Source organism: Nocardiopsis lambiniae (assembly GCF_031845465.1).
In the GTDB taxonomy this organism is placed as follows: Bacteria; Actinomycetota; Actinomycetes; order Streptosporangiales; family Streptosporangiaceae; genus Nocardiopsis; species Nocardiopsis lambiniae.
Map to the genome: position 1 here is coordinate 231,955 of NZ_JAVREP010000010.1, position 26,442 is coordinate 258,396.

The following is a 26,442-nucleotide window of genomic DNA, read 5'->3' on the forward strand; positions in this document are numbered from 1 at the left end:
CGGTCACGGCGACGCCCGTCCGGCGAAGCCGGACGGGCGGGAAAGGGGGAACCGCGGACGAGGACGCCCCCGCCGGGGCGGGGGCGTCCTGTTCTCCGGATCAGCCGGTCCTGAGGCTCAGGCCCCACGAACTCAGCATCGGGGTGACCTCCTGGTAGTAGGTGGTGCCGCCGGACGAGCAGTTGCCGGAGCCACCGGAGGTGACGCCCTGCGCCTGCGAGCCGGAGATGAACGAGCCGCCGGAGTCGCCGGGCTCGGCGCACACGTTGGTGCGCGTCAGGTCCCGCACGGTGCCCTGCGGGTAGCTCACCGTCTGGCCGCGGGCCTGGATGGTCCCGCAGTGCCAACCGGTGGTGGAGCCGGACCGGCACACGGCCGACCCGATCGGTGCCTGGGACGAGCCCGAGACGGTCTGGTGGGTGCCGTCGTACCGGCTGACCAGAGCGGTCGGGTTCCACCCGGAGGTGGCCCGGACGAAGGCGCTGTCGCTGCCCGGGAACACCGAGTGGTCGAACACGCCCGACCCGGAGCCGTCGGCGCTGCTCGCCGACGTGCCCGCGGCGCCGCAGTGGCCGGCCGTGACGAAGCCCGGGTCGCCGGCCGAGTCGGTGGCGGGGAAGCCGATGGAGCAGCGTCCGCCGCCCATGTGGTAGGCCGCACCGCCGACGATGTCGGCGTACAACTCGGGTGCCTCGTCGGTCGTGACGACCTCGACGGCGGCGGGGTCGACTCCGGCGGACTCCAGGAGCCCGGCGGGGTCGGCGCCCTCCAGGACCTCGACGACGACGGTGTCGTCGGCGACGTCCGGGTACCAGCCGGTGACGCCCTCGGGCGCGCCGGCGGTGTCGAGGGCCTCGACGATCTCGTCCAGACCCTCGACGCCGTACTCCACGACGACGGCCTCGGCGCCGACGGCCTCGACCGCGGAGGCGGCGTCGGTGTCGGTGTCGGTGTCGGTGACCAGGATCGTCAGCTCGTGGGTCTCGATGTCGTACAGCGAACCGCCGTAGGCGTCGCCGGCGGCCTCGGTGGCCTCGGCGTCGATCTTCAGCGCTTCCTCCTGGGCCTCCAGCAGGTTCTCGGCCCCGAGCGGGGTGAGGCCGAGATCCCTGGCGAGGGCCTCCGTCATGGTCGCCTCACCCTGGGGTTCGGGTGCGGCGGGGAGGGGTGCGGCGTCGGCTCCCGGAGTGAGCACCAGCCCGAAGGCCAGAGCGCCGGTCCCGATCGCGGAGATGGTGGGGAAAGGTCTCATGGACCCTGAACTCTCCTTTGTCGTGAACGGGGGTCGTGTTCACCGAAAGTCCCCGTTTCGAGACGTTCGGTAAACGAGTCCACACCCTAGGGGCCCGTTTCGATGAGCGGAAGTCGGAGGGGGGATCGTTCGTTCACGGGTGGATTCATTCATGGGGTCACCCGATGAAAGGTCAATGATCACGGAATGTCACGAGTGCTCTGACCTGTCGCTTTCTCGCGAAGATCATCCGCGGGGGGATTCGGTTCCTTCGCGTCAAGGGGTGCTCCGTGGCCGGATGCGGCCACGCGTTTCGGACGCTCGGAGTCATCGATCGAACACGGAGACGCAACAACGGAGGTCAGGGCTGTGACCCGTCGGTAACTTCGCGTGGGCGAACGCCGGCGCCCTCGATCGGCCCGGCCCTCTCCCACCCCGACGCGCCCGGAAACGGGGACGTCGCGGCCCGTCGCCGGAGGCCGGTACGCCCCGTGATCCGAGGTAACCAGCCGGTATCAGGCTCCGGGAACGGGGTTGAGGTGCCCGGCGTTGGGCCAAGATAAGGGCGAGAGCCCCGAACGGGAGGTAGCAGGTATGGCGAAGGACACCGGCGGCCAGAAGCACGCCTCGCGCCGCGACGAAGAGGTCGAGGAGGTCGAGGCCTCCACGGACGTTCAGGAGCGCAAGGAGCAATTGGACGAGGACGTCGACGACATCCTCGACGAGATCGACGACGTGCTGGAGAGCAACGCCGAGGACTTCGTTCGGCAGTTCGTGCAGAAGGGCGGCCAATAGGCCGTTCTCACGACGGTTCGCTGACAGCGCACTCCGGTGTCGTCGGCCCCGCCGCGAGCACGACTAGGGTCGATCCCGACCGACCGGCCGTCGCACCCGACGGCCGGTGATCAAGACAAGACGATCGAGGCGCCCCGTCCGCCCCCGCGTCGGGGTGGGGCGCGAGTGGAGGGAGTCGCGTGTTCGAAGGGTTCGAGGGCAAAGGGTTGCCCGCCGCTTTCATCAGTGCGGGGACCTCGTCCTTCACCGAGTTTCTCCGTGAGGTCAGGCCGGAACTCCTGCCCGGCCACGGCCTGCCGGGCCAGGGGGCCGCGGCCGAGCACCTCACCCCCGACGCGACGACCATCGTCGCGCTGACCTTCCCCGGGGGTGTACTGATCGCGGGCGACCGTCGTGCCACCCAGGGCAACGTGATCGCCAACCGCGACATGGAGAAAGTCTTCCGCACGGACGAGTTCTCGGCGGTGGCCATCGCGGGCTCCGCCGGCATAGGTATCGAGTTGGCCCGCCTCTATCAGGTGGAACTGGAGCACTACGAGAAGATGGAGGGCCGGTCGCTCTCCCTCGAAGGTAAGGCGAACAAGCTCGCCCAGATGGTCCGCGGCAACCTGGGCATGGCCCTCCAGGGCTTCGTCGTGGTCCCCGTCCTGGTCGGCTACGACGAGAACGACGACAAGGGCCGTGTGTTCAGCTACGACGCGGTCGGCGGGCGCTACGAGGAGCACCGCTACCACTCCATCGGCTCGGGTTCGGTCTTCGCCAAGGGCTCCATCAAGAAGCTCTACCGTGAGGACCTCGCCGAGACCGACGCCGTCAAGGTCGCCCTGGAGTCCCTCTACGACGCGGCGGACGACGACTCCGCCACCGGCGGACCCGACCTGCACCGCAAGATCTTCCCCTTGGTCGACGTCATCACCTCGGACGGTCACCGCCGTCTGCCCGCCGACGAGGTCGCCCGCCTGGCGACCGAGGTGGTCCAGGGGCGCGCCGTCCACCCGGAGGGTCCCACCGCCACCCTGGCCTGAGCCGCCCATCCCGATATTGGACTTCTCCCGATCTAGGTAAGGAAACGATCCGCGGTGTCGATGCCGTTCTACGTCGCCCCCGAGCAGCAGATGAAGGACAAGGCGGACTACGCGCGCAAGGGCATCGCGCGCGGCCGCAGCGCCGTCGTTCTGCAATACGAGGGCGGCATCCTGCTGGTTGCGGACAACGTCTCCCGCACCCTCCACAAGATCAGCGAGCTCTACGACCGCATCGCCTTCGCCGCCGTCGGCCGCTACCCCGAGTTCGAGAACCTGCGCCTGATGGGCGTGCGTTTCGCGGACGTGCGCGGGTACCAGTACGACCGCCGCGACGTCAGTGCACGCCAACTCGCCAACATCTACGCCCAGACCCTGGGCACCGTGTTCAGCGAGAGCCTCAAGCCGTGGGAGGTGGAGATCGTCGTCTCCGAGGTCGGCGACACCCCCGACGACGACGAGATCTACCGCATCACCTTCGACGGCTCCATCGTCGACGAACAGGGCTTCGTCGCCGTCGGCGGATCCTCCGAGCACGTCTCCCAGTCGCTCAAGGACCGCTTCGCCGCCGATGCCTCCCTCGCCGCCGCCATCAACGCCGCCACCCACGCCCTGGCCAGGGAGAACGGCGAAGAACGCGAACTGGAGGCCGCCAACCTGGAGGTCGCCGTCCTGGAGCGGTCCAGGCAACACCGCAAGTTCCGCCGCATCCAGGGGCGCCGTCTGATCTCCCTCCTCGAAGAGGGACGCGGCGGCCCCCGGAGCGCCTCCGGCGACGGGACCTCCACCGACGACGAGGCCGACGCATGACCTGTTGAGCGATGAGCAGAGGGTCACGGTGCGGCACCCCCGAGGCGCCGCACCGGGCCGGGCCGGCGCGGACGACGTGGCCCCGTCGTCCGCGCCAACGGTGACGGGAAGTTGGTGAGGCCGCGTGGAACGACGGATCTTCGGGCTGGAGAACGAGTACGGGGTCACGTGCACCTTCCGTGGACAGCGTCGGCTGTCCCCGGACGAGGTCGCCCGCTACCTCTTCCGGAGGGTGGTCTCCTGGGGGCGCAGCAGCAACGTGTTCCTGCGCAACGGAGCCCGCCTCTACCTGGACGTGGGAAGCCACCCCGAGTACGCCACCCCCGAATGCGACAGCCTCGTGGACCTGGTGGCCCACGACAAGGCCGGCGAACGCATCCTGGAGGGATTGCAGGTCGACGCCGAGCAGCGCCTCCACGAGGAGGGCATCGCCGGGGACATCTACCTGTTCAAGAACAACACCGACTCGGCGGGCAACTCCTACGGCTGCCACGAGAACTACCTCGTGGGACGACACGGGGAGTTCGGCCGACTGGCCGACGTCCTCATCCCCTTCCTGGTCACCCGCCAGATCATCTGCGGTGCGGGCAAGGTGCTCCAGACCCCCCGCGGCGCCCTGTACTGCGTCAGCCAGCGGGCCGAGCACATCTGGGAGGGCGTCTCCTCCGCCACCACCCGTTCCCGGCCGATCATCAACACCCGCGACGAGCCGCACGCCGACGCCGAGCGGTTCCGGCGCCTGCACGTCATCGTCGGCGACTCCAACATGAGCGAGACCACCACCCTCCTCAAGCTGGGCTCCACCGACCTGGTGCTGCGGATGATCGAGGCCGGCGTGGTCATGCGCGACTACACCCTGGAGAACCCGATCCGGGCCATCCGGGAGGTCAGCCACGACATGACCGGTCGCCGCAAGGTGCGCCTGGCCAACGGCCGCGAGGCCGGCGCGCTGGAGATCCAGCGCGAGTACCTGGAGAAGGTGCAGAGCTACGTCGACCGGCACGGCACCGACGCCACCGGCAAACGCGTCCTGGAGCTGTGGCAGCGCACCCTGGACGCCGTCGAGAGCCAGGACCTGGAATCGGTCTCCCGCGAGATCGACTGGGTGGCCAAGTACATGCTGCTGGAGCGCTACCGCGCCAAGCACGACCTGTCCCTGTCCTCTCCGAGGATCGCCCAGCTCGACCTGACCTACCACGACATCCACCGCGACCGCGGCCTGTTCTACCTGTTGCAGAACCGCGGCCGGATGGAGCGCGTGGTCGGCGATCTACAGATCTTCGAGGCCAAGTCGGTGCCCCCGCAGACCACGCGGGCCCGACTGCGCGGTGAGTTCATCCGCCGCGCACAGGAGCAGCGCCGCGACTTCACCGTCGACTGGGTGCACCTCAAGCTCAACGACCAGGCCCAGCGCACCGTGCTGTGCAAGGACCCCTTCAAGTCGGTGGACGAACGCGTGGAGAAGCTCATCGCCGGCATGTGACGGCCGGCACCGCGCGAACGCCCCGGCGACGGAACCTCCGTCGCCGGGGCGCCGTCGTCGCGGGGGAAGCCGCGCGAGGGGACGTTTCGTTACCGATGTTCCTTGTTACGGGGAGGTGGTCACGGTCGCGCTTTTCGGTAGTGTGACCCTGTCCCGAGCCGGAAAACAGAGGTAGTGACTCATGCACCGACGTGCCGCCGCCCTCGCGGTGCCCCTGACCGCCATCGCCCTGGCGGTCTCAAGCTGCGGAAACATCCCCGAAGAGTGGCGCACCCCCGCTTTCATGCAGATGGACGGGGAACAGCTCGATCCGCGGCTGCCCGGTGTCACCGGTGAGGTCGGCGAGGAACCCGAGATCACCTTCCCCGACATCGAGCCCCCCGAGGAGGAGCTGTCGGGCGTGGTGCAGGAGGGCCCGGGCGAGGGCGAACTGGTCCGCGCCGAGGACCTGGTCATCGCCAACGTCGTCCAGTACCAGTGGACCGGTCCCGGCGAGGGCGAGAAGGTCGAGGGCCAGTCCAGCTACGAGACCGGCGCGCCCGACCTCATCCGCATGGACCAGATGCCCGAGCAGATCAGCGCGCTGCTGGTCAACCAATCGGTCGGCAGCCGGGCGATGTACGTCTTCCCGCCGTTGACCGAGGAGGAGCAGGCCCAGGCCGTGTCCATGGGCCAGGAGCCCCAGACGGGCGCCAGCGTCCTGGTCGTCGACGTCATGGCCCGCCACGGCAAGGGCTCGGTCGTGCCGGGCGAGCAGACCACCGACGGCGGTGACGGTCTGCCCACCGTGACCCAGGACGGCCACAGCGAACCCACCATCGAGGTCCCCGACGGCGACGCGCCCGAGGAACTGGAGATCGTCCCCCTCATCGAGGGCTCGGGCGAGGAGGTGGAGGAGGGCCAGCAGGTCATCGTCCAGTACAGCGGTACGCGCTGGGAGGCCGACGAGAACGGCGAACACCCGGTGTTCGACTCCACCTGGAGCCGCGGCGGCGTCCCCTTCGACACCACCATCGGCGCCGGCTCGGTCATCAAGGGCTGGGACGAGGGCATCGTCGGCCAGAAGGTCGGCAGCCGCCTGCTCCTGGTCGTGCCCGGTGACCTGGCCTACGGCGAGACCGACGAGGAGGCCATGGGCGCCCCGTCCGGAACCCTGGTCTTCGTCGTGGACGTCCTGGGCTCCTACGACAACCCGCCGCCGGTCGAGCCCGAGGAGGACGCCGAGGGCGCGGAGGACGGCGCCGACGAGGAGCCGGCCGAGGACGAGGAACCGGCCGAGGACGAGGAGTCCGCGGAGGACGACGAGTAACCTCCCGCACGCGTTCCACGGAGGGCTCCCCCGGGCCGTGCCCGGGGGAGCCCTCCGCGTTCCCGCGCCCCGCGCCCGGCGGACACGCAGAAGAGGGCCACCTCCACCGGCGTCACCGGACCGCTGCGTAGAGTCGTGGACACCAACGGTGGACCGAGCGAGGGGAGGCCGTGGTGGACCGGCGGCGCTACTGCTACGTATCGGGGCTGAGCCTGGGGATCCCCGCCCTGGAGGAACTCTGCGCCCAGGGACGACCGCCCGGACTGGTGGTCTCCTACCCCGCCGAACTCGCCCACCGCTCCGGTTACACCGACTACGAGGCCGTCACCCGCCGCCACGACCTGCCGCACCTGCGCGCCGCCGACCTGGACTCGGACGAGGTGCGCGACGCCCTCATCGCGCACGACGTCTCCCTGCTGATCGTCGCCGGCTGGTCCCGGCCCGCCCCCGAACGCCTCCTCGCCGCGCTTCCGCTCGGCGGGGTCGGCCTGCACCCCGCACCGCTGCCGGTCGGACGCGGCCGAGCCCCCATCCCGTGGACGATCCTGCGCGACATGCGCGCCAGCGCCGTCACCCTCTTCCACCTGGACCGGCCCGCCGACACCGGCGACATCATCGACCAGGTCCGGTTCGACGTCGAACCCGACGTCACCGCCACCGGACTGTACGACCGGGTGGCCCGGTGCCAGACCGAACTCCTGGTGCGCCGTATCGACGACCTGCTGGCCGGGACCGCGCCGCGCCGGCCCCAGCGCGGGCACGTGTCGGTGTGGCCGCGCCGTCGGCCCAGCGACGGGCGCGTCGACTTCACGGCCTCGGGCCGCGACGTGGACCGTCTGGTGCGGGCCCTGGCCGCGCCCTACCCGGGCGCCTTCGCGATGTTCGGCGGGGCCCGCATCACCCTGTGCGGGGGAGCGCTCGCCGAAGGGCCGGTCGGCGAGGCCCCGGGCGGGGTGGTCGCCGTCGGTCCCGGTCGGGTCTGGGGCGTGACCTGCGGGGACGGCACGGTGTTCGTGCCCGACGCCATCCGGGTGGACGAGGGGGTGCGCGCCGACCCGACCTCCCTGGCCATGTTCCGGCCCGGGGCGTTCTTCGACGAACCCTCCCCGCACACCCCCGCCGCCGCGCGTCCCCTGCCGGTGCCCGGCCAGGCCCCCGACCCCGAGTCGCTCCTGCGCACCTGACACCGCCTCCTCACCCCGCGCCGCCCGCGGCCGACGCCTCCTCCGACGTCCGCGACCCCGCGGGCGTCCCCGCTCCGTTCCGTTCCGTTCCGGTCCGGGCCGAGACGCCCGGAGAACGGGAACGGACGCAAGGGGGTCGACATCGGCGAGGGCCCTCGGACCGCTCCTCGCCGACCTCCGCGACCCGTGGACGCCCCCGCTCAGAGGAGGGAGGCGGCGTGGCGGCCGGCGGCGGCGCCGCCGAGGAACGACGCCCGGTCCTCCTCCAGCCCGCGCCCCATCGTGGACGGCTTCATCGGCAGCGCCCGCAGCGCGTCCTCCAACCCCTCCACGTCCACCTCCACCAGCGTGTGCCGGGCACCGAGCGGTGCGGCCTGGGCGCGCACCCGCTCCCCGAACACCCCCGGCAACAGCGGCACCACCACGTCGGCGCGGGCCAACGCCACCCGGCCGTAGGCGGTCAGACTGTGGTGGGACACGCCCAGGTGCCGGGGGCGCGGGTCGGCCTCACTGAGCCGCAACGACGCCACCGGACGCCCGTCCAGCACCGCCGCCGCGTTCACCGCCTCACCGCAGGACACCCCGGAGAACCCCCACGGCGTCCCCGTGCCCAGGTTGCCCGGCCCCTGACAGACGACCACCACGTCGGCGTCCAGCACGTGACGGGCCGCCAGCAGTCCCGAGTGCACGGTCACCGCCTCCAGGTCGCCGCCGAAGGCCTGACCCGTGGTCACACAGCCCGCCAACAACCCCTCCTCCCGCAGCACCCCCAGGGTGCGGGAGAAGGCGGCGGGCAGCGCGCCGCCGTCGGTCATCACGTTCACCACCCGCGCCCCGGGCCGGTCCCGCAGCACCCCGGCCAGCACGGCGGGCAGCGCCGAGTGCAGGTCGGCGACCACCACCGGCGTCCCCGCCACCCCACCCGCGTCGCGCAGCGTCGCGTGGTGCGGGGAGTCCTGCTCGTCGGCGCCCTCCACGGTCGCCTGCAACGGCGTGTACCGCGCCTTGACCAGGTGCCCCGGACCCTCACGGTCCGCGGGGAGCCGATCGGGAAGGGCCACCACCAGCGCGTACCCGCCGGTGCCCAACCCCAGGTCCAGCGCTCCGGTGTTGAGCAGGACCGCGTCCCCCGGGCGCGGTTCGCCCACCAGGTCGGTGTAGGCCAACGCCCTGCACGACCTTCCCCGGCCGTCGCCTTCGGTCACGGTGACCAGGCACACGCTCACCCCCGGCCAGGAGGGGAGGAGTTCACGGACTTCGCCACGACGCCACCGGATCATGCGGAGCACGGTACCTTCATTGCTGAGTCGGAACGGGGACGACGCGCCACGGCGCGCACCCGCCGCCGACCGCTTTCCACACGCGGGCGAGAAGAGGGTGCGGGCGATGTCGCGCAGGAAGACGGAACGACAGCTGAACCTGGTCATCTGTCTGTTGTCCACGCGCCGCCATCTGACGGCCCAGGAGATCCGGCAGACCGTGCACGGCTACGCCGAGGCCGAGAGCGAGCAGGCGTTCAAGCGCATGTTCGAGCGGGACAAGCGCGAACTGCGCGACAGCGGCATCCCCATCCAGGTCGGCACCGGCGACGCCATCAGCGGCGAGGAGGGCTACCGCATCTCCCGGGCCGACTACGAGCTGCCCGAGATCGAGCTGCTCCCCGACGAGGCCCTGGTGCTCGGCCTGGCCGCCCGCGCCTGGCGGCACGCCTCCCTGGGGGAGGCCGCCGCCAACGCCCTGTTCAAACTCCGTTCGGCCGGGGTGCCCGTGGACACCGAGGCCGCCCCCGGCCTCACCCCCGCCATGCGCACCGACGAGCACGCCTTCGGCCCGGTGTGGCAGGCGGTGCGCGACCGGCGCCCCATCACCTTCGACTACCGCAAACCCGGCCAGGCCGCGCCCGAGCACCGCGAGATCGAACCCTGGGGCATCGTCAACCTGCGCGGCCACTGGTACGTGGTCGGCCACGACCGGCGGCGCGACGCCCGGCGCGTGTTCCGGCTCGGCCGGATCCGGGGCGAGGTGGAGATCCTGCGCGGCGGACCCGACGTGGTCGTCCCCGACGGCATCGACCTGCGGTCCGTGGTGGCCGGCCACCGGTCCGAACCGGAGGCCATCGCCACGGTGCGGGTGCGCACCGACACCGCCCACGCCCTGCGCCGGTCCGCACTGCGCGTGGTGCCGGGCGAACGCGACGGCTCGGGGGGCGGTCGGGACGTGCTCACCGTCCCCTACACCGACGTCCCGGCCCTGGTCGAGCACGTCGCCTCCTACGGCGCCAACGCCGTCATCGTCGAACCCGCCGAGGCCCGTGCCGCGATGGTCGAGCACCTCACGGCGACCGTCGACGCCGCGCCGCCCGTCGAGTCCCCGGCCCCCGTCCTCCCGGTCGAGGAGCACACCGGACCCGCGCGCGGCCCCCGTTCCGCCGACCAGCTGCGCCGTCTGCTCATGCTCGTCCCCTACGCCCTGGGCCGGGACGTGCGGGTGCCGGAGGTGGCCGCGCACTTCGGGCTGACCGAGAAGCAGGTGGTCGCCGACCTGAGCCTGCTGTGGATGTGCGGTCTTCCCGGGTACACCCCCGGCGACCTCATCGAGGTCGACCTGGACGCCGCCAGGGAGACCGGCGAGATCATCATCGGCAACGCCGACACCCTGGCCCAGCCGCTGCGGCTGACCGCCGACGAGGCCGCCAGCCTCGTGGTGGGCCTGTCCCTGCTGGAGTCCCTGCCCGAGGCCGAGGGGCTGGAGTCGGGCGCGCTCAAGCGGGTCTCCGAGAAGTTGCGCACCGCCGCCGGCACCGCGCTGGGCTCCCTGGCCGACTCCGTCCAGGTCCGGCTGGAGGACTCCGACGACGAGCAGATCGCGCGGACCCAGCGGCGCTGCGCCGACGCGCTGGAGTCGGGACAGCGCCTGCACCTGCGCTATCTGTCCGGTTACCTGGACCAGGTCACCGAACGCGACGTGGACCCCATGGGCCTGGTCGTCCAGGACGGTCACACCTTCCTGGAGGGGTACTGCCGGCTGCGCGAGGACGTGCGCATGTTCCGGTTGGACCGGGTGCTCGAACTCACCGTGCTGCCCTACCCGGCCGAGGTGCCCGCGGGGGTGGGCCGCCGCGACCTGTCCGCGGGGCTGCTCCAGCTCTCCGACCGCGACGCCCTGGTCACCCTCGACCTGGAGCCCTCCGCCCGCTGGATCACCGAGGACTACGTGTGCGAGTCGATCGCCGAACTGCCCGGGGGAGGGGTCCGCGCCGCACTGCGCACCCCCGCGCCCGCGTGGGTGGTGCGCCTGGCCCTGCGCCTGGGGCCCCGGGGGCGGATCGTCGCCCCCACCGCGCTGGCGGAGGAGGCCCGGGCCGAGGCGCGCAGGACCCTGGAGCGGTACGGCACCGCGTGAACCCGTGGGCGATCGGTCGAGACCGAGGCGTCGTACGAGTGCGGCGCGGCTGTTCACCGGGGGGTCGGGTGTAGGTCGGAACGAAACGGATAAGGTACAAGCGTGATCGTCCTGACCGTCCTGTTCGGTGCCCTCGTGCCGGGAATCGTCGTCATCGGCGTCCTGCTGACACGCGTGCGCCGGGCGGCGGGCGCGCTTGCCCGACAGGTGGCGCGGGCGTCGGACGAGCACCGGGCGGGCGACGAGGCACGTTCGCCCCTCGGCCACGGCGGAACCGGTACGTCCGGTACGTGACGGTTCCGCGCCCGGTGCGCGTACCATCGAAGGCGCCTGGTCGCGCCCCATAGAGAGGTAGAACCATGGGACCGTTCAACGGACCTACCATCGCCATCCTGGTGATCCTGGCCCTGCTGCTGTTCGGCGCGAAGAAGCTGCCGGACCTGGCCCGTTCGCTGGGACGCAGCGCGCGCATCCTCAAGGCCGAGAGCAAGGGTCTGATCGACGAGGAGAACGAGTCCGCCGAGACCCCCGCTCCGCCGCAGCAGCAGCCGCAGGCGCAGCAGGCCCAGGCGCAGACTCCGCAGCACCAGCAGCCGCAGGCCCAGTCCTACCCCCAGCTGCCCCCGGGCCAGCGCATCGTCAACGAGTCCGGTGAGACCACCGACCGGACCTACGACAACCGCTAGGGCCCACACCGGCCGGCGGCGCTCGGCGCCGCCCCCGGGGCGCGGCGCCGCGTGGGCGCCGCGCCGAACGGTCGTCAGCGGCCCCACCCCGCCCACCAGGGGTGCGGCCCCGAGGAGAGAAGAGTGACCGGACGATGAGGGTCCGACGCACGGCGGCCAACCCGGAGGCCCGGATGCCGCTCATGGACCACCTGCGCGAGCTGCGCGGTCGCGTGGTCAAGGTGGTGATCGCGCTCGCCCTGGGCTGCGTGGTCGGCTACCTGGTCTACGACTACGTGTGGGAGTTCCTCAAGGCCCCCTACTGCTCCCTGCCCGAGTCGCAGGCCGTCGACCCCGACGGGTGCGCCCTCATCGTCACCGGCCCCTTCGACGCGTTCTTCGTCGCCTTCAAGGTGTGGCTGTTCGTCGGGGCCATCGTCTCGTCCCCCTTCTGGCTGTACCAGGTGTGGGCGTTCGTCGCGCCCGCGCTGCACAACCGGGAGAAGCGCTACGCCTACGTCTTCGCCCCCCTGGCGGCGCTGCTGTTCACCGTCGGCGCCGCGCTGGCGTACTACATCACCGCGTTCGCGCTGACCATGCTGTTCGGGTTCCTGCCGCCGGACGCGCTGACGTTCCTCACCATCGACGAGTACCTGAGCTACATGCTCATCATGATGACCATGTTCGGCCTGGGCTTCGTGCTGCCGCTGCTGGTCGCCCTGCTCAACGTCGTCGGGATCCTCCCGCACGCCGCCATCGCCAAGTGGCGTCGGGTCATCGTCTTCTCCTCCTTCCTGATCGCCGCGGTGATCACCCCCGCCGAGCCGATCTCCATGCTCGCCCTGGCGGTGCCCCTGGTGGTCCTGTTCGAGTGCGCCGAACTGTTCGCGTTCCTCAACGACCGCCGCAAGAGGCGCCACGACCCCTACGAGGGTCTGTCCGACGACGACATCTCCGAGATCGACGACACGCCCTCCTCCCTGGACGATCCCGACTTCGAGGAGGAAGCGGGCAAGCGCTCCTGAGCGCGCCGCGCAGACGCTAGGGTCGGCGACGGGAACCCTTGGCCCCATCGCCGACTCCGGTCGTAGGAAGAGGAAGTTTCGATGAGCGAGCAGACCGAGGCCGCGCGGGAACTCCCGCCCGAGGCCATGGGCAACGAGAAGTGGCACGACACCACCGACGCGGTGTGGATGCGCTCCTCCCTGTCCAACCCCGACTCCGAGGCGATCGTCGAGGTGGCCACCTTCGACGACGGTTTCCGCGCGGTCCGCGACGGCAAGTCCCCCGAGAAGGGCACCCTGTTCTTCACCCCCGCCGAGTGGGAGGCCTTCGTCCTGGGCGCCCGGGACGGCGAGTTCGACATCCCCGAGGAGTACCTCACCGAGGAGGAGGCCAGGATCCAGCGCGGCGAGGTCGACGTCGAGGTGGGCTGGGTGCCCTCCCCGCTGAACAGCCCCAGGGCGATGGAGGAGTACCATCGCCGTCAACGCGAGGAGGCCACCGCGGCAGCCCGGGAGACCGACGCCTCCTGAGCGGTCCGGACACACCCGGGCGTGAGGGTGTACGGGCCTCCCCGAGTCGTCCCGTACACCCTTCCCGCACCGGGTAGCGAAGGACCCCCATGCCCCCTCACATCGCCCTTCTGGTCAACCCCAGATCCGGACGACGCCGCGCCGCCGTCACCGCCGTCCGCCTCAAGGAGGCGCTGCGCGACGCCGGTGCCCGCGTTCACGTCTACAGCGGTGAGTCCGCCGCCGACAGCCGCCGCATGGCACGCCTGGCCGCCGCCGACGGCCCCGACGCCCTCGTCGCCGTCGGCGGCGACGGTCTGGTCCACCAGGCCCTCCAGGGGGTGGTCGGCACCGGGGTCCCGCTGGCCGTCGTGCCCACCGGCACCGGCAACGACATCGCCCGCGCGTTCGGGCGGTACCGCGGTTCCGCCCGCGACCTGGCCGCCGCCGTCCTGCGCGGACGCACCCGCTCGGTCGACTGCGTGCGCGTGGAACTGGCCGACGGCACCCGCCGCCACTACCTCAGCGTGCTCGCCTGCGGGTTCGACGCCCGCGTCAACGAACGGGTCAACGGGTTCCGGTTCAAGGTCGGCCGGGCCGGCTACCTCGTGGGCCTGCTCGCCGAACTGCGCGCCTTCCGTCCCGTCCAGTACGAGATCGACGTGGACGGACGCCGCGTCGAGGGCCCCGGCATGCTCGTCGCGATCGGCAACACCACCTCCTACGGGGGCGGCATGAAGGTGTGCGCCGCCGCCGAACCCGACGACGGGCTCATCGACGTGGTCTTCCTCAAGGAGGCGCCCGTGGGCCGCTTCCTGCGGCTGTTCCCCCTGGTGTTCACCGGCGGCCACCTCGACCTGCCCGAGGTCCTCGTCGAACGCGGACGCACCGTGACGGTCCGCGCCGAGTCCGTGCCGGTCTACGTCGACGGGGAACGCCTGGGCGAACCGCCCCTGGTGTGCGAGGTGGTCCCGAAGTCGGTCGAGATGTTGGAGCTGACCTCATAGGCTGGAGGCATATGAGTAGTCACGCTGAGCGGTACGCCGCCTTCCGTCGGCGCCAGGGCGCCTCCAGCCCCGCCATCGAGGCCTTCCAGGGGCTGTACGGGTTCGAGTTCGACCCCTTCCAGATCCGTTCCTGCAAGGCCCTGGAGAACGGCCACGGGGTGCTGGTGGCCGCGCCCACCGGGTCGGGCAAGACGGTGGTCGGCGAGTTCGCCGTCCACCTCGCCCTGGCCGAGGGCACCAAGTGCTTCTACACCACGCCCATCAAGGCGCTGTCCAACCAGAAGTACAACGACCTGGTCGCCCGCTACGGCGCCGACCGGGTCGGTCTGCTGACCGGTGACAACAGCGTCAACGGCGAGGCCCCGGTGGTCGTCATGACCACCGAGGTGCTGCGCAACATGCTCTACGAGGGCTCGGCGACCCTCGGCGGGCTCGCCTACGTGGTGATGGACGAGGTGCACTACCTCGCCGACCGGTTCCGCGGCGCGGTCTGGGAGGAGGTGATCATCCACCTGCCCGAGTCGGTGCGCATGGTCGCCCTCTCGGCCACGGTGTCCAACGCCGAGGAGTTCGGCGAGTGGTTGCAGCAGGTGCGCGGCGACACCACCGTCATCGTCGACGAGAAGCGCCCGGTACCGCTGTGGCAGCACGTCATGGTGGGCGACCGCGTCCACGACCTGTTCGTCGACCTCCAGGAGAACACCGAGGAGACCGCGGGGGACACGGCCGAGGGCGACGCGGGGTCGGCCACGGGACGCAAGGGCGGCAAGAAGCGCAGGCGCGACCGCCGCCAGGGATGGCAACCCCGCGAGATCCAGGTGGGCGGCCACACGCTGCGGATCAACCCGCGCCTGTCGCGCATCGCCGAGGAGGACTCCCGCGTCACCCAGCTCGCCCATCGGCGCCGGCACCCGCAGTCGCGGGCGCGCGGGCCGATGCGCCCGCGCAGCCGGTTCGCGCCGCCCTCGCGCCCCACGATCATCGAGGAACTCGACGATCTGGGGCTGCTGCCCGCCATCACCTTCATCTTCAGCCGGGCCGGGTGCGACGACGCCGTCCGCCAGTGCCTGTCCTCGGGGTTGGTCCTGACCACCCCCGAGGAGGCCGCGATCATCCGCGAGTACGCGGAGACCCGCTGTGCCGACATCCCCGGCGCCGACCTGGCGGTCCTCGGGTTCGACCAGTGGCTGCGCGCTCTGGAGTGCGGGATCGCCTCCCACCACGCCGGGATGCTGCCGACGTTCAAGGAGATCGTCGAGCACCTGTTCTCCCGCGGGCTGATCCGCGCGGTGTTCGCCACCGAGACCCTGGCGCTGGGCATCAACATGCCCGCCCGCACCGTGGTCATCGAGAAGATCGACAAGTGGAACGGCGAGGCCCACGTCCAGCTCACCCCCGGTGAGTACACGCAGCTCACCGGCCGCGCCGGACGACGCGGCATCGACGTGGAGGGGCACGCGGTCGTCGTCTGGCAGGCCGGGAGCGACCCCGAGACCATCGCGGGCCTGGCGGGCACCCGCACCTACCCGCTCAACTCCAGCTTCCAGCCGTCCTACAACATGGCCGTCAACCTGGTGGGCCAGGTGGGGCGGCGGCGCAGCCGCACCATGTTGGAGGAGTCCTTCGCCCAGTTCCAGGCCGACCGCGCGGTGGTGGGGCTGGTCAAGCAGCTCCGCAAGCACGAGGAGGCACTGGAGGGCTACGCGAGGTCCGCCGAGTGCCACCTGGGCGACTTCATGGAGTACGCCCGGTTGCGGCGGGACCTGAGCGACCACGAGTCGATGCTGTCCAAGACCCGGTCCGTGCGACGGCGCGAGGAGGCGCTGGAGAGCCTGGAGAAGCTCAAGACCGGCGACATCATCCGCATCCCCTCGGGGCGGCACACCGGCCACGCCGTCGTCCTGGACCCGGGGCTGCGCCACGACCTGCCCGCGCCGCTGGTGCTCACCGTGGACAAACAGGTCAAGCGGATCAACGCCGGCGACTTCACGGTCCCGGTGCGCCCCTCCGGGCGGATGCGCATCCCCAAGTCGTTCTCGTCCAAGTCACCGCGTTCGCGCCAGGACCTGGCCTCGACACTGCGCAACAAACTCAAGGAACAGGGCACCGAACCCGTCCACGAGCGGGGCCCGCGCGGCGGGGGCGAGGACGCCGAGACGCTCCGCATGCGCGCGGCCCTGCGCGAACACCCCTGCCACGGGTGCGCCGACCGGGAGGACCACGCCCGCTGGGCCGAGCGGTACCACCGACTCCAGCGCGAGACCGACTCCCTGCGACGCCGGGTGGAGGGGCGCTCCCACGTCATCTCCCGCACCTTCGACCGGGTGTGCGGTGTGCTGGACGACCTGGGGTACCTGGACGGCGACGACGTCTCCGACGGCGGCGCACGCCTGGCCAAGGTGTACTCGGAGCTGGACCTGCTGGTCGCCGAGTGCCTGCGGCGGGGGCTGTGGAAGGACCTCACCCCGGTGGAACTGGCGTCCTGCGCGGCGTCCCTGGTGTACGAGGCGCGCCGCAACGAGGAGGCCTACCCGCGCCTGCCCGGGGGTCGGGTGGACGACACCCTGGCCGAGATGGTGCGGCTGTGGGGCGAGCTCAACGAGGTGGAGGCCCGCCACCGGGTGTCGTTCCTGCGCCGCCCCGACCTGGGGTTCGTGTGGACGGCCCATCGGTGGGCGCGCGGCGACCGGCTCGACGCCATCCTGCGCCAGGCCGACATGCCCGCCGGCGACTTCGTGCGCACCGCCAAGATGCTGGTCGACATGCTCGGCCAGATCGCCGGCGCCACCGCCGACGAGAAGGTCCGCTCCACCGCCCGCAAGGCCTCCGACCTGGTCCGCCGCGGCGTGGTCGCCTACTCCTCGCTCACCTGATCCCCGTTCGGGACGGCGCCGCGCGCGCCGTCCCGCGCCGGTTCAGCGCGGCGGGATCTCGCCGGAGCCGCGGACGATCAGGGTGGTGGGCACCCGTTCCTCGCGGGGCGGGGAGGTGTCGCCCGCGATGCGCTCGAACAGGCGGCGCACCGCCAGCGCGCCGATCCGCATCACGTCCTGGGCGACCACCGTCACCCGGGGCATCAGCAGGTCGGCCATCGGGAAGTCGTCGAACCCCACCACCGCGATCTCCCGGTGCAGCCCCCGCTCCTGGAGGGTCTGGATGGCGCCGATCGTCACCAGGTTCTGCGCGGTGAACAGGGCCGTCGGCGGGTCCGCCGAGTCCAGCATCCGCGCCACCGCGCGCGCCGCGCTCTCCGGGTCGGGTAGGTCCCACACCACGCGGCCCGGCCGTTCGGGCAGGCCCCGTTCGGCGAGGGCCGCCCGGTAGCCCGCCAGACGTTCCGTCGCCGTGCTGATCAGGTGCTCGTCGCCCAGGAACGCGATCTCGGTGTGGCCGTGGTCGGCCAGGTGCAGCACCGCCTCCCGCGCCCCCTCGGCGTTGGTGGCCAGCACCGCGTCGGCGGCCAGGCCGCGCGGCGGCCGGTCGGCGAACACCACCGGGGTCCCGTTGCGGATCTCCCGGTGCAGATACCCGTGGTCCCGGCCGGCCGGGACCAGCAGGATCCCGTCCACCCGGTGCAGGGTGGCCGCGCGCACCAGTTCCATCTCCCGCCGCGGGTCCTCGTCGAGGCTGCCCGCGAACACCAGGGTGCCGTGTTCGCGGGCCACGTCCTCCACGGCCCGGCTCAACGTGGCCGAGAACGGGTTGGCGACGTTCTCCAGCAGCAGGGCGATCTGGCGGGTCGCCCCGTCGGTGCGGCGCAGACTGCTCGCCGCCAGGTTGGGCTGGAAGTCCAGCTGGACGATCGCGCGGGTGACGCGGTCGCGCAGTTCGTCGGAGACCGAGGCCACACCGTTGATGACGCGCGAGACGGTCTTGATGCTCACCCCGGACAGGGCGGCGACGTCGCGCATGGTGGCCCGGCGCGGCTGCTCGGACGCGGCACGGGGGACGTCGCTGTGGTTCACCGACACTGGCATCTTCTCTCCGACGATGTGACCGACCCGGGCGCGCACGCCCGGGGCGGTCTCATTGTGCCCCACCGTTCGGGGGCACCGGGCGGACGGTCGCGTCCTCCCCGGTCCGGTGACCCCTCTCGGCGCGGGGCGGCGGCCCCGCGCGGGCGGGGCCGGGGCTCGCCCCCGCGGCCCCGTGACGAGGGCGGTGGAGGTCGCAGCGCCGTACGGAGCCCCCGGCCGGTGGCGGTGCGGGACGGCGCGCCGGTCACCGCCGGGGCGGTGGACGTCGCCGGGACGGCGCGCGGAGGTCGGGGCATGGGGGTCTCCGATCTCGCCCGGTGTGACGGTGGGATGACACCGGGCGGTGGTGTGGCTCACCCTGCCCTCCCTGAGTCAACGTTGTCAATGAGTGTCCGGCGGTCTTTTCGGCCTTCTGAACCGAAGTGATAAGGGGTATTGACACGATGTCGTCCTCTCCCGGAAACTTTCGGGACATCGTTGTCTCGGGTGACCGCGATCACGTTCCACCCCCTTGGCGCCGCGCCGGCGCCGTACGAGGAGATCCCCATGAACCACACACCCCGGATCCGCCGGGCCCTGGCCGTCACCGCCGGACTCGGCCTGACGCTCTCCCTCGCCGCCTGCGCCGAGGAGCGCGCCGAGGACGGAGGGGTCCTGGTCGGCCTCATCACCAAGACCGAGACCAACCCCTTCTTCGTCAAGATGCGGGAGGGCGCCCAGGCCGCCGCCGAGGAGCACGGCGTGACCCTCCAGACCTACGCCGGGGACTACGACGGCGACAACGAGGGACAGGTCCAGGCCGTCGAGAACCTCATGGCCGCCGGGGCCGCGGGCATCCTCATCACCCCCAACGACTCCGCCGCCATCGTCCCGGTCCTGGAACAGGCGCGCGCCTCCGGGATCATGGTCATCGCCCTGGACACCCCCGTCGACCCCGCCGACGCGGTGGACGCCACCTTCGCCACCGACAACTTCCTCGCCGGTGAACTCATCGGCCGGTGGGCGGCGGCCCACTTCGAGGAGCTCGACGAGGAACCGCGCGTGGCCATGCTCGACCTCAACCCCAACCAGATCGCCGTCGACGTCGCCCGCGACCAGGGCTTCCTCCAGGGTCTGGGCGTGGACATCGCCGACCCGGGGGTGATCGGCGACGAGGACGACCCGCGCGTCGTCGGCCACGAGGTCACCGAGGGCGCCGAGGAGGGCGGTCGCACCGCCATGGAGAACCTCCTCCAGCGCGACCCCGACCTCAACCTCGTCTACACCATCAACGAACCCGCCGCCGCGGGCGCCTACGAGGCGCTCAAGGCCGCCGGTGTGGAGGAGGACGTCGTCATCGTCTCGGTCGACGGCGGCTGCCCCGGCGTGCGCAACGTCGGCGACGGCGTCATCGGCGCCACCTCCATGCAGTTCCCGCTCGACATGGCCGCCCTGGGAGTGAGTGCCGTGGCCGCCCACGCCGCCGACGGCACGGTCCCCGAGGCGAGCGAGGGCCTGGACTTCATCGACACCGGCGTCGAACTCATCACCGACCTGCCCAAGGACGGCCTGGAGTCGCGGGACGGCGCCTGGGGCCTGGACCACTGCTGGGGCTGACGCCCGCCGAGACCGCCCCGATCGCGAAGGAAGACCCCCGTGACCACCTCGCCGCCCGCCCCCGCCTCACCGCCGCCGGTCATCGACGACGTGCGCCCGCCCGGCCCCCTGGACCACCTCCAGCGCGTACTGCACTCCCAGGCCACACTGGGCCCGGCCGTCGTCCTGCTCGTGGCCGTCGCCGTGTTCGCCGTGATCAGCCCCAACTTCCTGGGCCCGACCAACATCTCCCTGATCCTGCAACAGACGGCCGTCATCGGCACCCTGGCCCTCGGCCAGACCCTCATCATCCTCACCGCCGGTATCGACCTGTCGGTCGGATCGATCATGGTCCTGTGCTCGATCGTCATGGGCCGGCTCTCCGCCGACCTGGGGCTGCCCGGACCGCTCGCGCTGCTCGCCGGCCTGGTCTGCGGCACCGCCTGCGGCCTGTTCAACGGGCTGCTGGTGACCCGGGTCAAACTGCCCCCGTTCATCGTCACCCTGGGCTCGCTCAACATCTTCTTCGCACTCAACCTGTGGATCTCGCGCAGCGAGACGATCCGGGGCGTCGACATGTCCGACGTCCTGTTGTGGACCGGCCGGGTCCTGGTCGTCGGCGGCGCCCGCGTCACCTACGGCTCGCTGCTCATGCTCGCGGTGCTCGGCGTGCTCGTCTACGCGCTGCACGCCACCCGGTGGGGCCGCCACGTGTACGCCACCGGCGACGACCGCGAGGCGGCCCGGCTGTCGGGCATCCGCACCGACCGGGTCCTGCTCAGCGTGTACGCGGTCGCCGGTCTCGTCTACGCGGTCGGCGCGTGGATCCTCATCGGCCGCATCGCCTCGGCCAGCCCGCAGGCCGGGATGATGGACAACCTCGACAGCATCACCGCCGTCGTCTTGGGCGGCACCAGCCTGTTCGGCGGGCGCGGGATGATCGTCGGCACGATCATGGGCGCGCTCATCGTCGGCGTGTGCCGCAACGGGCTGTCCCTGGCCGGGGTCGACGTGTTGTGGCAGAACTTCGCGGTGGGCGTCCTGGTGATCCTCGCCGTGTCCCTCGACCAGTGGATCAGGAAGGCCCGGCGATGAACCCGACCACACCCGTGGAGGACACCGTGTCCGATCAGAGCCCTCACGCCTTCTCCGGCCGGGAGCCCGTCCTCCAGGCCCGGGGCCTGGTCAAACGCTACGGCCGGGTGACCGCCCTGGCCGGTGCCGACCTGGAACTGTACCCGGGGGAGATCCTCGCGGTCATCGGGGACAACGGCGCCGGTAAGTCCAGCCTCATCAAGGCGCTGTCCGGCGCGCTGACCCCCGACGAGGGCGAGATCCTCCTGGACGGGCTCCCGGTGCGGCTGCGCACCCCGATCGCGGCCCGGGACGCGGGCATCGAGACCGTCCACCAGAGCCTGGCCGTCTCGCCGTCCCTGGACATCGCCACCAACCTGTTCCTGGGCCGGGAACCGCTCAGGCCCGGTCTCCTCGGTTCGGTGTTCCGGATGCTGGACCGGCCCCGGATGCGCGCCGAGGCCGCCCGGCACCTGGACGCCCTGGGCATCATGACCATCCAGAACCCCGGTCAGGCGGTGGAGACGCTCTCCGGCGGCCAGCGCCAGGCGGTGGCGGTGGCCCGGGCCGCCGCGTTCGGCGACAAGGTCGTCATCATGGACGAGCCCACCGCCGCGCTGGGCGTGCGCGAGTCACGGGCGGTGCTCGACCTCATCCTGCGGGTCCGCGACAACGGGTCGCCCGTCATCCTCATCAGCCACAACATGCCGCACGTCTTCGAGATCGCCGATCGGGTCCACGTCCAGCGGCTGGGCCGGCGCGTCGCGGTCCTGGACCCGCGGGCCTGCTCCATGACCGACGCGGTGGCGGTGATGACCGGGGCGCTGGACCCGGTCGAACTGCCCGAGGAGGCGCACGCCCCCGGAGCGGTGCGGTGATCGTCGTCTGCGGTGAGGCGCTGGTCGACCTCGTCCCCCGCCGGGGCATGGGCACGGGGGAGCTGTGGCGGGCGGTGCCCGGAGGCGGGCCCGCCAACACGGCCGTCGCCCTGGCCGGTCTGGGGGCGGACACCGCGCTGCTGTGCCGGCTGTCCGGGGACGCGTTCGGCCGCGCGATCCGGGCCCACCTGACCGACCACGGCGTCGACCTGCGCCTGGCGGTGACCGCCCGGGAGCCGTCCACCCTGGCGGTGGTGTCCCTGGATCCGTGGGGCTCCGCCGAGTACGGGTTCTACCTCCGGGACACCGCCGACTGGCTGTGGGGGCCGGGTGAGGTGCCCGAACCGCCCGAGGACACCGAGGCGATCCACGTCGGGTCCCTGGCCGCGGTGATCGAACCCGGGGCCGGGCACCTGCTCGACCGGGTCCGCGCCCACCGGGGGCGGGCGGTGGTCTGCTTCGACGTCAACGCCCGCCCCGCCGTCGGCCTGACCCGTGAGGAGGTCGCGCGGCACGCCGCGGCCTGGGCCGACACGGCGCACATCGTCAAGGCCAGTGACGAGGACCTGGCCTGGCTGGAGCCGGACGCCGACCCCCTGGACACGGCACGAGCGTGGACGGACCGTCACGGGCTGGACCTCATGCTCCTCACCCGGGGCGCCGAGGGGGCGGTGGCGCTGTCGGCGCACCGGACGGAGGAGATCGCCGTCCCCGGCGTCCGGGTGGAGGTGCGCGACACCGTGGGCGCCGGTGACGCCTTCGGCGCCGCCGTCCTGGCCCGTCTGGGCGAACTCGGCCGGTTGGGCGACCCGGCCGGACTCGCCGACCTCGACCCGGAACGGGTCCGCGACGTCCTGGGATTCGCGGTCGCCGCCGCGGCCCTGGCCTGCACCACCGAGGGGGCGCTCGCACCCACCCGTGAACGGGTGCGCGGGTTCATGGACCTGCTCCGGCCGGTCGGGGGGTGAGGGAACGGGAACGGGGGAGGGGCCGCGCCGCCCCGGGCATCGAGGGCGAACGCCACCCCGGTGGTCGGAACCGGTCGTCGAGGAGGCCATCATGGGAGGAGCACGGGACCTCCGGTTCGGAGGCCTGTAGTTCGTCGGACACCTGAAACGAGGACCGAGCAGTGCTGCGCACCCTCATCAACGGCAAGATCCACCGCGCGACCGTCACCCAGGCCGACCTGCACTACGTCGGCTCGGTCACCATCGACGCCGATCTCATGGACGCCGCCGACATCGTCGACGGCGAGCAGGTCCACATCGTCGACATCGACAACGGCGCCCGCCTGGTGACCTACGCGATCACCGGCGAGCGCGGCAGCGGGGTCATCGGCATCAACGGCGCGGCAGCCCGCCTGGTCAGCCCCGGTGACCTGGTCATCATCATCTCCTACGCGCAGATGACCGAGGCCGAGCGCGCCGAGCACGTCCCCCACATCGTGCACGTGGACCGGGAGAACCGGGTCGTGGCGCTGGGCGGGGACCCGGCCGAGCCGATCCCCGGCGACCCGGAGCTGGTCCCCGGCCGCTGAACGCGTTCCGTCGAACGCCCGTGCGGGCCCTCCGCACGGGCGTTCGCGCGTTCCGCAAGAGGGTGAAACGCCCTACCGCATGGCCGATTCCGGACTGATCGGCCCTGTCGGGTCCGGGTACACCCTGGACCGGAATGGACGACACGAGGGACGCCGAGCAGCGTCGGATCGCCGAGCACGTCGAGTGGCAGAAGCAGGGCGCCTGGGTCGTGCTCTGGGGCGTCCACACCCGCGTCTACTGGGCGTTCGCCTGCTGGCCGGTGATCCCCGAGGAGGGCGTCGTCATCAGCGCCCGCGACCCCGACGAGCTCTACTCGGGGATGCGCCAGGTCGAGCGCGAGCACGGTTACCTGCGCTGGCGGCATCGTCGACGCCGGTGACGACCGTTAACGTGGGGTTCGCGACATGGCGGACGAAGTTCGCACGGGGTTACGATTCTTCCGTTCATCGGACGAATCGAGAGAAGGCCGCGTGCCCACGCACACCGTCCCCGGCGCCCTGCCCGAGCAGACGCGACGGCACCTCCAACGCCGCACCGTCGCGGTGCTCATGCTCACCCAGACCGTCGGGGGCGTCGGGATGGGCGCCATGCTCGCGGTGGGCGCGCTCATCGCCCTGGACCTCACCGGTTCCGACACCTGGTCCGGGATGGCCACGACCATGATCACCCTGGGCGCCGCCGTGTTCGCGTTGCCCCTGGCCTCACTGGCGGCCCGCCGGGGCCGCCGCCCCGGGCTGGGGGTGGGCTGGACGATGGGCGCGGTCGGCGGCACCGTCGTCATCGCGGCCACCCTCTGGGGGCTGTTCGCGCTGTTCCTCCTGGGCATGGTCCTCATCGGCGCGGGGACCGCCACCAACCTCCAGGCCCGCCACGCCGCGGCCGACCTCGCCTCGGACCGCAGCCGGGGCCGCGACCTGTCCATCGTCGTGTGGGCGACCACCGTCGGTTCGGTGCTGGGCCCCAACCTCATCGCCCCCGGCGGGCGCGTCGCCGCCCTGGTGGGACTGCCCCCGATCCTGGGTCCGGTGCTGTTCACCACCGTCGGGTTCGTCTTGGGCGCCCTGCTGACGTTCGCCCTGTTGCGCCCCGACCCGCTGCTCACCGCGACGCGCGCCGCGGCGTCCACCGCCGGACCGGACGAGGGGCCGCCGGTGAGGCTCTCCGTGGGCGCCGTGCTCCGGATCGTCGCCGCCTCGCCCGGTGCGCTCCTGGCCGTCGTCGGCATCGTCGCCGGGCACACCGTCATGGTCGCCGTCATGACGATGACCCCCGTGCACATGTCCCACCACGGTGCCGCCCTGACCGTGATCGGCCTGACCATCTCCCTGCACATCGCCGGCATGTACGCGCTGTCCCCGGTGGTGGGCTGGCTGAGCGACCGGCTGGGCCGGGTCCCCGTCCTGGTCGCCGGGCAGGTCGTGCTGCTGGCGGCGACGGCCGTGGCGGGCACCGCCGGACACGACGAGGGCCGGGTGACCGTCGGCCTGATCCTGCTGGGGCTGGGCTGGTCGTTCAGCCTGGTGGCGGGGACCGCCCTGCTGGCCGGGTCGTTGGCGCCGGCGGTGCGTCCCCGCGTCCAGGGGGTGAGCGACCTGCTCATGAACCTGGGCGGGGCCGCGGCGGGCGGTCTGTCCGGGGTGGTCCTGTCCCAGGCGGGCTTCGGCGGGCTCAACCTGTTCGCCGCCCTGTTCACCGTTCCGGTGTTCGTGCTGGCCCTGCGCGCGGTCCGCGCGGGCCGGTGAAAAACATCCGGATCTTTACCGGAAACGCCCCCTCGGCCTCCCCGCCGCCCCCCGCCACGACGGTTACCGTGCAGTTCTGAGGCGGCCCACCGGCCTCGGTGGGCCGACGCCGCTGACTGAGGGGTGTTCTCACGTGACCGATCGGGAACCCGAGGAAGGGCCGGAGGGGCGACGGCAGGAGCCGCCGCGGGATCCGGTGAACCACCATCCCCCCGAGGAGTGGCGACCCGGTGACCCCGAGGACCCGATGGGCGGCGGCCCGTGGCCACCGGGCGAACCCCCGCACACCTTCCCCTCCCACGACGCGCCCGCGGGGGCGCGCCCGGGAGCGCCGGAGGAGGGCGGTCACCTGCCGCCTCCGCCCGGTCCGCAGTGGGTGCCGCCACCCTTGGGCGGACCCGGCCCGGGGTCGGCCGGTGCCACCTCCGCCACCGGGCCGAACGCGCCGTCGGGCCCGCCGCCCGGCGGGCACCCCACCGGAGGCCCGCCCGAACCCCTGGGAGGTGAACTGTCGGAGGGACCCAACGGTCCGGGCCAGGCGGGGTACGAGCACGCCGGATACGCCCCCGGATACGGGGAGTCGGACGTCCCCGGCGCGGGCGCGGGAAGCTACCCGCAGGGGTCGCCACCCGGCGTCCCCTACCGGCAGCCTCCCGGATACCCGCCGCAGGGCGGTTACGCCCCACCGGAGCAGTCGGCCAGGCCGTGGGGCAAGATCATCGGCATCGGCTGCGGTGTGCTGTTGCTCCTGTTGCTGGTCGGCGGCGGGTGCACCGCGATCGGACTGGTCATCGCGCAGAGCGGGCCGCCGACGATGGGCGGCTCCGGACCGGACGAACCGGTGTCGCCCTCGACGGAGGAGGACGGGATCGTCGCGGAGTTGACCGCGGATCGCACCGACTTCGAGCCGGGGCCGTTCTACCTGGCGGGGGACTACACCAGCGTCGAGGTGTCGGTGACCAACGTCGGCGAGGACTCGCTCGACGTCAACCCGCTGTACTTCAGCGTCATCGACGTCTCCGGGATCGCGCACGACACCGCCGAGGCGATCGGGATGGACGGGCGCGAACTGGACGCGGTCACCCTCGTCCCCGGGCAGAGCACCTCCGGGGTGGTCACCGTCGAGGGACGGGTGGACGCCGACCGCGTCGTGTTCGAACCGTTCTACAGCGAGGCGGTCGAGATCCCGGTGACCTGAGCGGACGTGGACGCGCGACGGGGCCGGCACCCGTGGGT

General features: G+C 72.1%; 24 protein-coding genes. 21 read left to right on the plus strand and 3 right to left on the minus strand.

Features of this window, described 5'->3' with window-relative positions:
- Window positions 1–100: 100 nt before the first annotated feature.
- The gene (locus RM479_RS16835) at window positions 101–1,252 is read right to left on the minus strand and encodes a S1 family peptidase (RefSeq protein ID WP_311512658.1); all 1,152 of its coding nucleotides are present in this window, start codon (window positions 1,250–1,252) and stop codon (window positions 101–103) included.
- Window positions 1,253–1,825: 573 nt separating this feature from the next.
- Between RM479_RS16835 and RM479_RS16840 the strand changes: the two genes are divergently transcribed.
- The 6 genes from RM479_RS16840 (at window position 1,826) to RM479_RS16865 (ending at window position 7,834) form a co-directional block, all read left to right on the plus strand.
- A complete protein-coding gene (locus tag RM479_RS16840; protein ID WP_311512659.1) occupies window positions 1,826–2,026 on the plus strand; it encodes a ubiquitin-like protein Pup in 201 nt (66 codons plus the stop codon).
- Window positions 2,027–2,205: 179 nt separating this feature from the next.
- A complete protein-coding gene (gene prcB, locus RM479_RS16845) occupies window positions 2,206–3,051 on the plus strand; it encodes a proteasome subunit beta (protein WP_274811352.1) in 846 nt (281 codons plus the stop codon).
- 54 nt (window positions 3,052–3,105) lie between these two features.
- Complete coding sequence (gene prcA / locus RM479_RS16850) at window positions 3,106–3,858, plus strand: proteasome subunit alpha (RefSeq protein ID WP_311512660.1); 753 nt, start codon at window positions 3,106–3,108, stop codon at window positions 3,856–3,858.
- Between the two features lie 124 nt (window positions 3,859–3,982).
- The gene (pafA, locus tag RM479_RS16855; protein WP_311512661.1) at window positions 3,983–5,341 is read left to right on the plus strand and encodes a Pup--protein ligase; all 1,359 of its coding nucleotides are present in this window, start codon (window positions 3,983–3,985) and stop codon (window positions 5,339–5,341) included.
- Window positions 5,342–5,522: 181 nt separating this feature from the next.
- A complete protein-coding gene (locus RM479_RS16860; RefSeq protein WP_311512662.1) occupies window positions 5,523–6,650 on the plus strand; it encodes an FKBP-type peptidyl-prolyl cis-trans isomerase in 1,128 nt (375 codons plus the stop codon).
- Window positions 6,651–6,820: 170 nt separating this feature from the next.
- The gene (locus RM479_RS16865; protein WP_311512663.1) at window positions 6,821–7,834 is read left to right on the plus strand and encodes a methionyl-tRNA formyltransferase; all 1,014 of its coding nucleotides are present in this window, start codon (window positions 6,821–6,823) and stop codon (window positions 7,832–7,834) included.
- Between the two features lie 200 nt (window positions 7,835–8,034).
- On the opposite strand, the gene RM479_RS16870 is transcribed toward RM479_RS16865, so the two are convergent.
- Window positions 8,035–9,114, minus strand: a complete 1,080-nt coding sequence (locus RM479_RS16870; protein WP_311512686.1) for a DUF3866 family protein — start codon at window positions 9,112–9,114, stop codon at window positions 8,035–8,037.
- A gap of 106 nt (window positions 9,115–9,220) precedes the next feature.
- Between RM479_RS16870 and RM479_RS16875 the strand changes: the two genes are divergently transcribed.
- From RM479_RS16875 to RM479_RS16905, 7 genes are all read left to right on the plus strand, one after another.
- Entirely contained in the window at window positions 9,221–11,236 is a 2,016-nt protein-coding gene (locus RM479_RS16875) for a helix-turn-helix transcriptional regulator (RefSeq protein WP_311512664.1), read from the plus strand.
- Between the two features lie 102 nt (window positions 11,237–11,338).
- Window positions 11,339–11,530, plus strand: coding sequence for a hypothetical protein (locus RM479_RS16880; protein ID WP_311512665.1), 192 nt, complete (start codon window positions 11,339–11,341; stop codon window positions 11,528–11,530).
- A 65-nt stretch (window positions 11,531–11,595) separates the two neighbouring features.
- Complete coding sequence (gene tatA, locus RM479_RS16885; protein ID WP_311512666.1) at window positions 11,596–11,922, plus strand: Sec-independent protein translocase subunit TatA; 327 nt, start codon at window positions 11,596–11,598, stop codon at window positions 11,920–11,922.
- A 173-nt stretch (window positions 11,923–12,095) separates the two neighbouring features.
- The gene (gene tatC / locus RM479_RS16890; RefSeq protein WP_311512687.1) at window positions 12,096–12,926 is read left to right on the plus strand and encodes a twin-arginine translocase subunit TatC; all 831 of its coding nucleotides are present in this window, start codon (window positions 12,096–12,098) and stop codon (window positions 12,924–12,926) included.
- An 81-nt stretch (window positions 12,927–13,007) separates the two neighbouring features.
- Window positions 13,008–13,436 carry a DUF397 domain-containing protein gene (locus RM479_RS16895; protein WP_311512667.1) on the plus strand — a complete coding sequence of 143 codons (429 nt, stop codon included), beginning with the start codon at window positions 13,008–13,010 and terminating at the stop codon, window positions 13,434–13,436.
- A gap of 89 nt (window positions 13,437–13,525) precedes the next feature.
- Window positions 13,526–14,422 (plus strand): diacylglycerol/lipid kinase family protein, encoded by an 897-nt coding sequence (locus RM479_RS16900; RefSeq protein ID WP_311512668.1) that lies wholly within the window; start codon window positions 13,526–13,528, stop codon window positions 14,420–14,422.
- Between the two features lie 11 nt (window positions 14,423–14,433).
- Window positions 14,434–17,295 carry a DEAD/DEAH box helicase gene (locus tag RM479_RS16905; protein ID WP_311512669.1) on the plus strand — a complete coding sequence of 954 codons (2,862 nt, stop codon included), beginning with the start codon at window positions 14,434–14,436 and terminating at the stop codon, window positions 17,293–17,295.
- Between the two features lie 42 nt (window positions 17,296–17,337).
- Here RM479_RS16905 and RM479_RS16910 read toward each other — a convergent pair whose 3' ends face one another.
- Window positions 17,338–18,399 carry a LacI family DNA-binding transcriptional regulator gene (locus RM479_RS16910; protein ID WP_311512670.1) on the minus strand — a complete coding sequence of 354 codons (1,062 nt, stop codon included), beginning with the start codon at window positions 18,397–18,399 and terminating at the stop codon, window positions 17,338–17,340.
- A gap of 546 nt (window positions 18,400–18,945) precedes the next feature.
- Between RM479_RS16910 and RM479_RS16915 the strand changes: the two genes are divergently transcribed.
- The 8 genes from RM479_RS16915 (at window position 18,946) to RM479_RS16950 (ending at window position 26,404) form a co-directional block, all read left to right on the plus strand.
- The gene (locus tag RM479_RS16915; RefSeq protein WP_311512671.1) at window positions 18,946–19,995 is read left to right on the plus strand and encodes a sugar ABC transporter substrate-binding protein; all 1,050 of its coding nucleotides are present in this window, start codon (window positions 18,946–18,948) and stop codon (window positions 19,993–19,995) included.
- A gap of 39 nt (window positions 19,996–20,034) precedes the next feature.
- Window positions 20,035–21,069 carry an ABC transporter permease gene (locus RM479_RS16920; protein ID WP_311512672.1) on the plus strand — a complete coding sequence of 345 codons (1,035 nt, stop codon included), beginning with the start codon at window positions 20,035–20,037 and terminating at the stop codon, window positions 21,067–21,069.
- On the plus strand, window positions 21,066–21,926 hold the full coding sequence (locus RM479_RS16925) for an ATP-binding cassette domain-containing protein (RefSeq protein WP_311512673.1): 861 nt from the start codon (window positions 21,066–21,068) through the stop codon (window positions 21,924–21,926). Before RM479_RS16920 ends, RM479_RS16925 begins: the two co-directional genes overlap by 4 nt.
- On the plus strand, window positions 21,923–22,894 hold the full coding sequence (locus tag RM479_RS16930; protein ID WP_311512674.1) for a carbohydrate kinase family protein: 972 nt from the start codon (window positions 21,923–21,925) through the stop codon (window positions 22,892–22,894). The genes RM479_RS16925 and RM479_RS16930 overlap by 4 nt, the downstream gene beginning before the upstream one ends.
- Window positions 22,895–23,055: 161 nt before the next feature.
- Window positions 23,056–23,463 carry an aspartate 1-decarboxylase gene (panD, locus tag RM479_RS16935; RefSeq protein ID WP_274811374.1) on the plus strand — a complete coding sequence of 136 codons (408 nt, stop codon included), beginning with the start codon at window positions 23,056–23,058 and terminating at the stop codon, window positions 23,461–23,463.
- 134 nt (window positions 23,464–23,597) lie between these two features.
- Window positions 23,598–23,843, plus strand: coding sequence for a hypothetical protein (locus RM479_RS16940; protein WP_274811375.1), 246 nt, complete (start codon window positions 23,598–23,600; stop codon window positions 23,841–23,843).
- 91 nt (window positions 23,844–23,934) lie between these two features.
- Window positions 23,935–25,206 (plus strand): MFS transporter, encoded by a 1,272-nt coding sequence (locus tag RM479_RS16945; RefSeq protein WP_311512675.1) that lies wholly within the window; start codon window positions 23,935–23,937, stop codon window positions 25,204–25,206.
- Between the two features lie 133 nt (window positions 25,207–25,339).
- Window positions 25,340–26,404: a DUF4352 domain-containing protein gene (locus RM479_RS16950; protein WP_311512676.1), complete on the plus strand. Its 1,065-nt coding sequence runs from the start codon at window positions 25,340–25,342 to the stop codon at window positions 26,402–26,404.
- The last annotated feature ends 38 nt before the right edge of the window (window positions 26,405–26,442 follow it).

Coding starts and splice junctions, on each gene's coding strand:
- RM479_RS16910 (WP_311512670.1), bottom strand. CDS start 18,399: ATGCCAGTGTCGGTGAACCACAGCGACGTCCCCCGTGCCGCGTCCGAG.
- RM479_RS16840 (WP_311512659.1), top strand. CDS start 1,826: ATGGCGAAGGACACCGGCGGCCAGAAGCACGCCTCGCGCCGCGACGAA.
- RM479_RS16925 (WP_311512673.1), top strand. CDS start 21,066: ATGAACCCGACCACACCCGTGGAGGACACCGTGTCCGATCAGAGCCCT.
- RM479_RS16905 (WP_311512669.1), top strand. CDS start 14,434: ATGAGTAGTCACGCTGAGCGGTACGCCGCCTTCCGTCGGCGCCAGGGC.
- RM479_RS16915 (WP_311512671.1), top strand. CDS start 18,946: ATGAACCACACACCCCGGATCCGCCGGGCCCTGGCCGTCACCGCCGGA.
- RM479_RS16860 (WP_311512662.1), top strand. CDS start 5,523: ATGCACCGACGTGCCGCCGCCCTCGCGGTGCCCCTGACCGCCATCGCC.
- tatC (WP_311512687.1), top strand. CDS start 12,096: ATGCCGCTCATGGACCACCTGCGCGAGCTGCGCGGTCGCGTGGTCAAG.
- tatA (WP_311512666.1), top strand. CDS start 11,596: ATGGGACCGTTCAACGGACCTACCATCGCCATCCTGGTGATCCTGGCC.
- RM479_RS16940 (WP_274811375.1), top strand. CDS start 23,598: ATGGACGACACGAGGGACGCCGAGCAGCGTCGGATCGCCGAGCACGTC.
- RM479_RS16875 (WP_311512664.1), top strand. CDS start 9,221: ATGTCGCGCAGGAAGACGGAACGACAGCTGAACCTGGTCATCTGTCTG.
- RM479_RS16870 (WP_311512686.1), bottom strand. CDS start 9,114: ATGATCCGGTGGCGTCGTGGCGAAGTCCGTGAACTCCTCCCCTCCTGG.
- RM479_RS16895 (WP_311512667.1), top strand. CDS start 13,008: ATGAGCGAGCAGACCGAGGCCGCGCGGGAACTCCCGCCCGAGGCCATG.
- RM479_RS16900 (WP_311512668.1), top strand. CDS start 13,526: ATGCCCCCTCACATCGCCCTTCTGGTCAACCCCAGATCCGGACGACGC.
- RM479_RS16835 (WP_311512658.1), bottom strand. CDS start 1,252: ATGAGACCTTTCCCCACCATCTCCGCGATCGGGACCGGCGCTCTGGCC.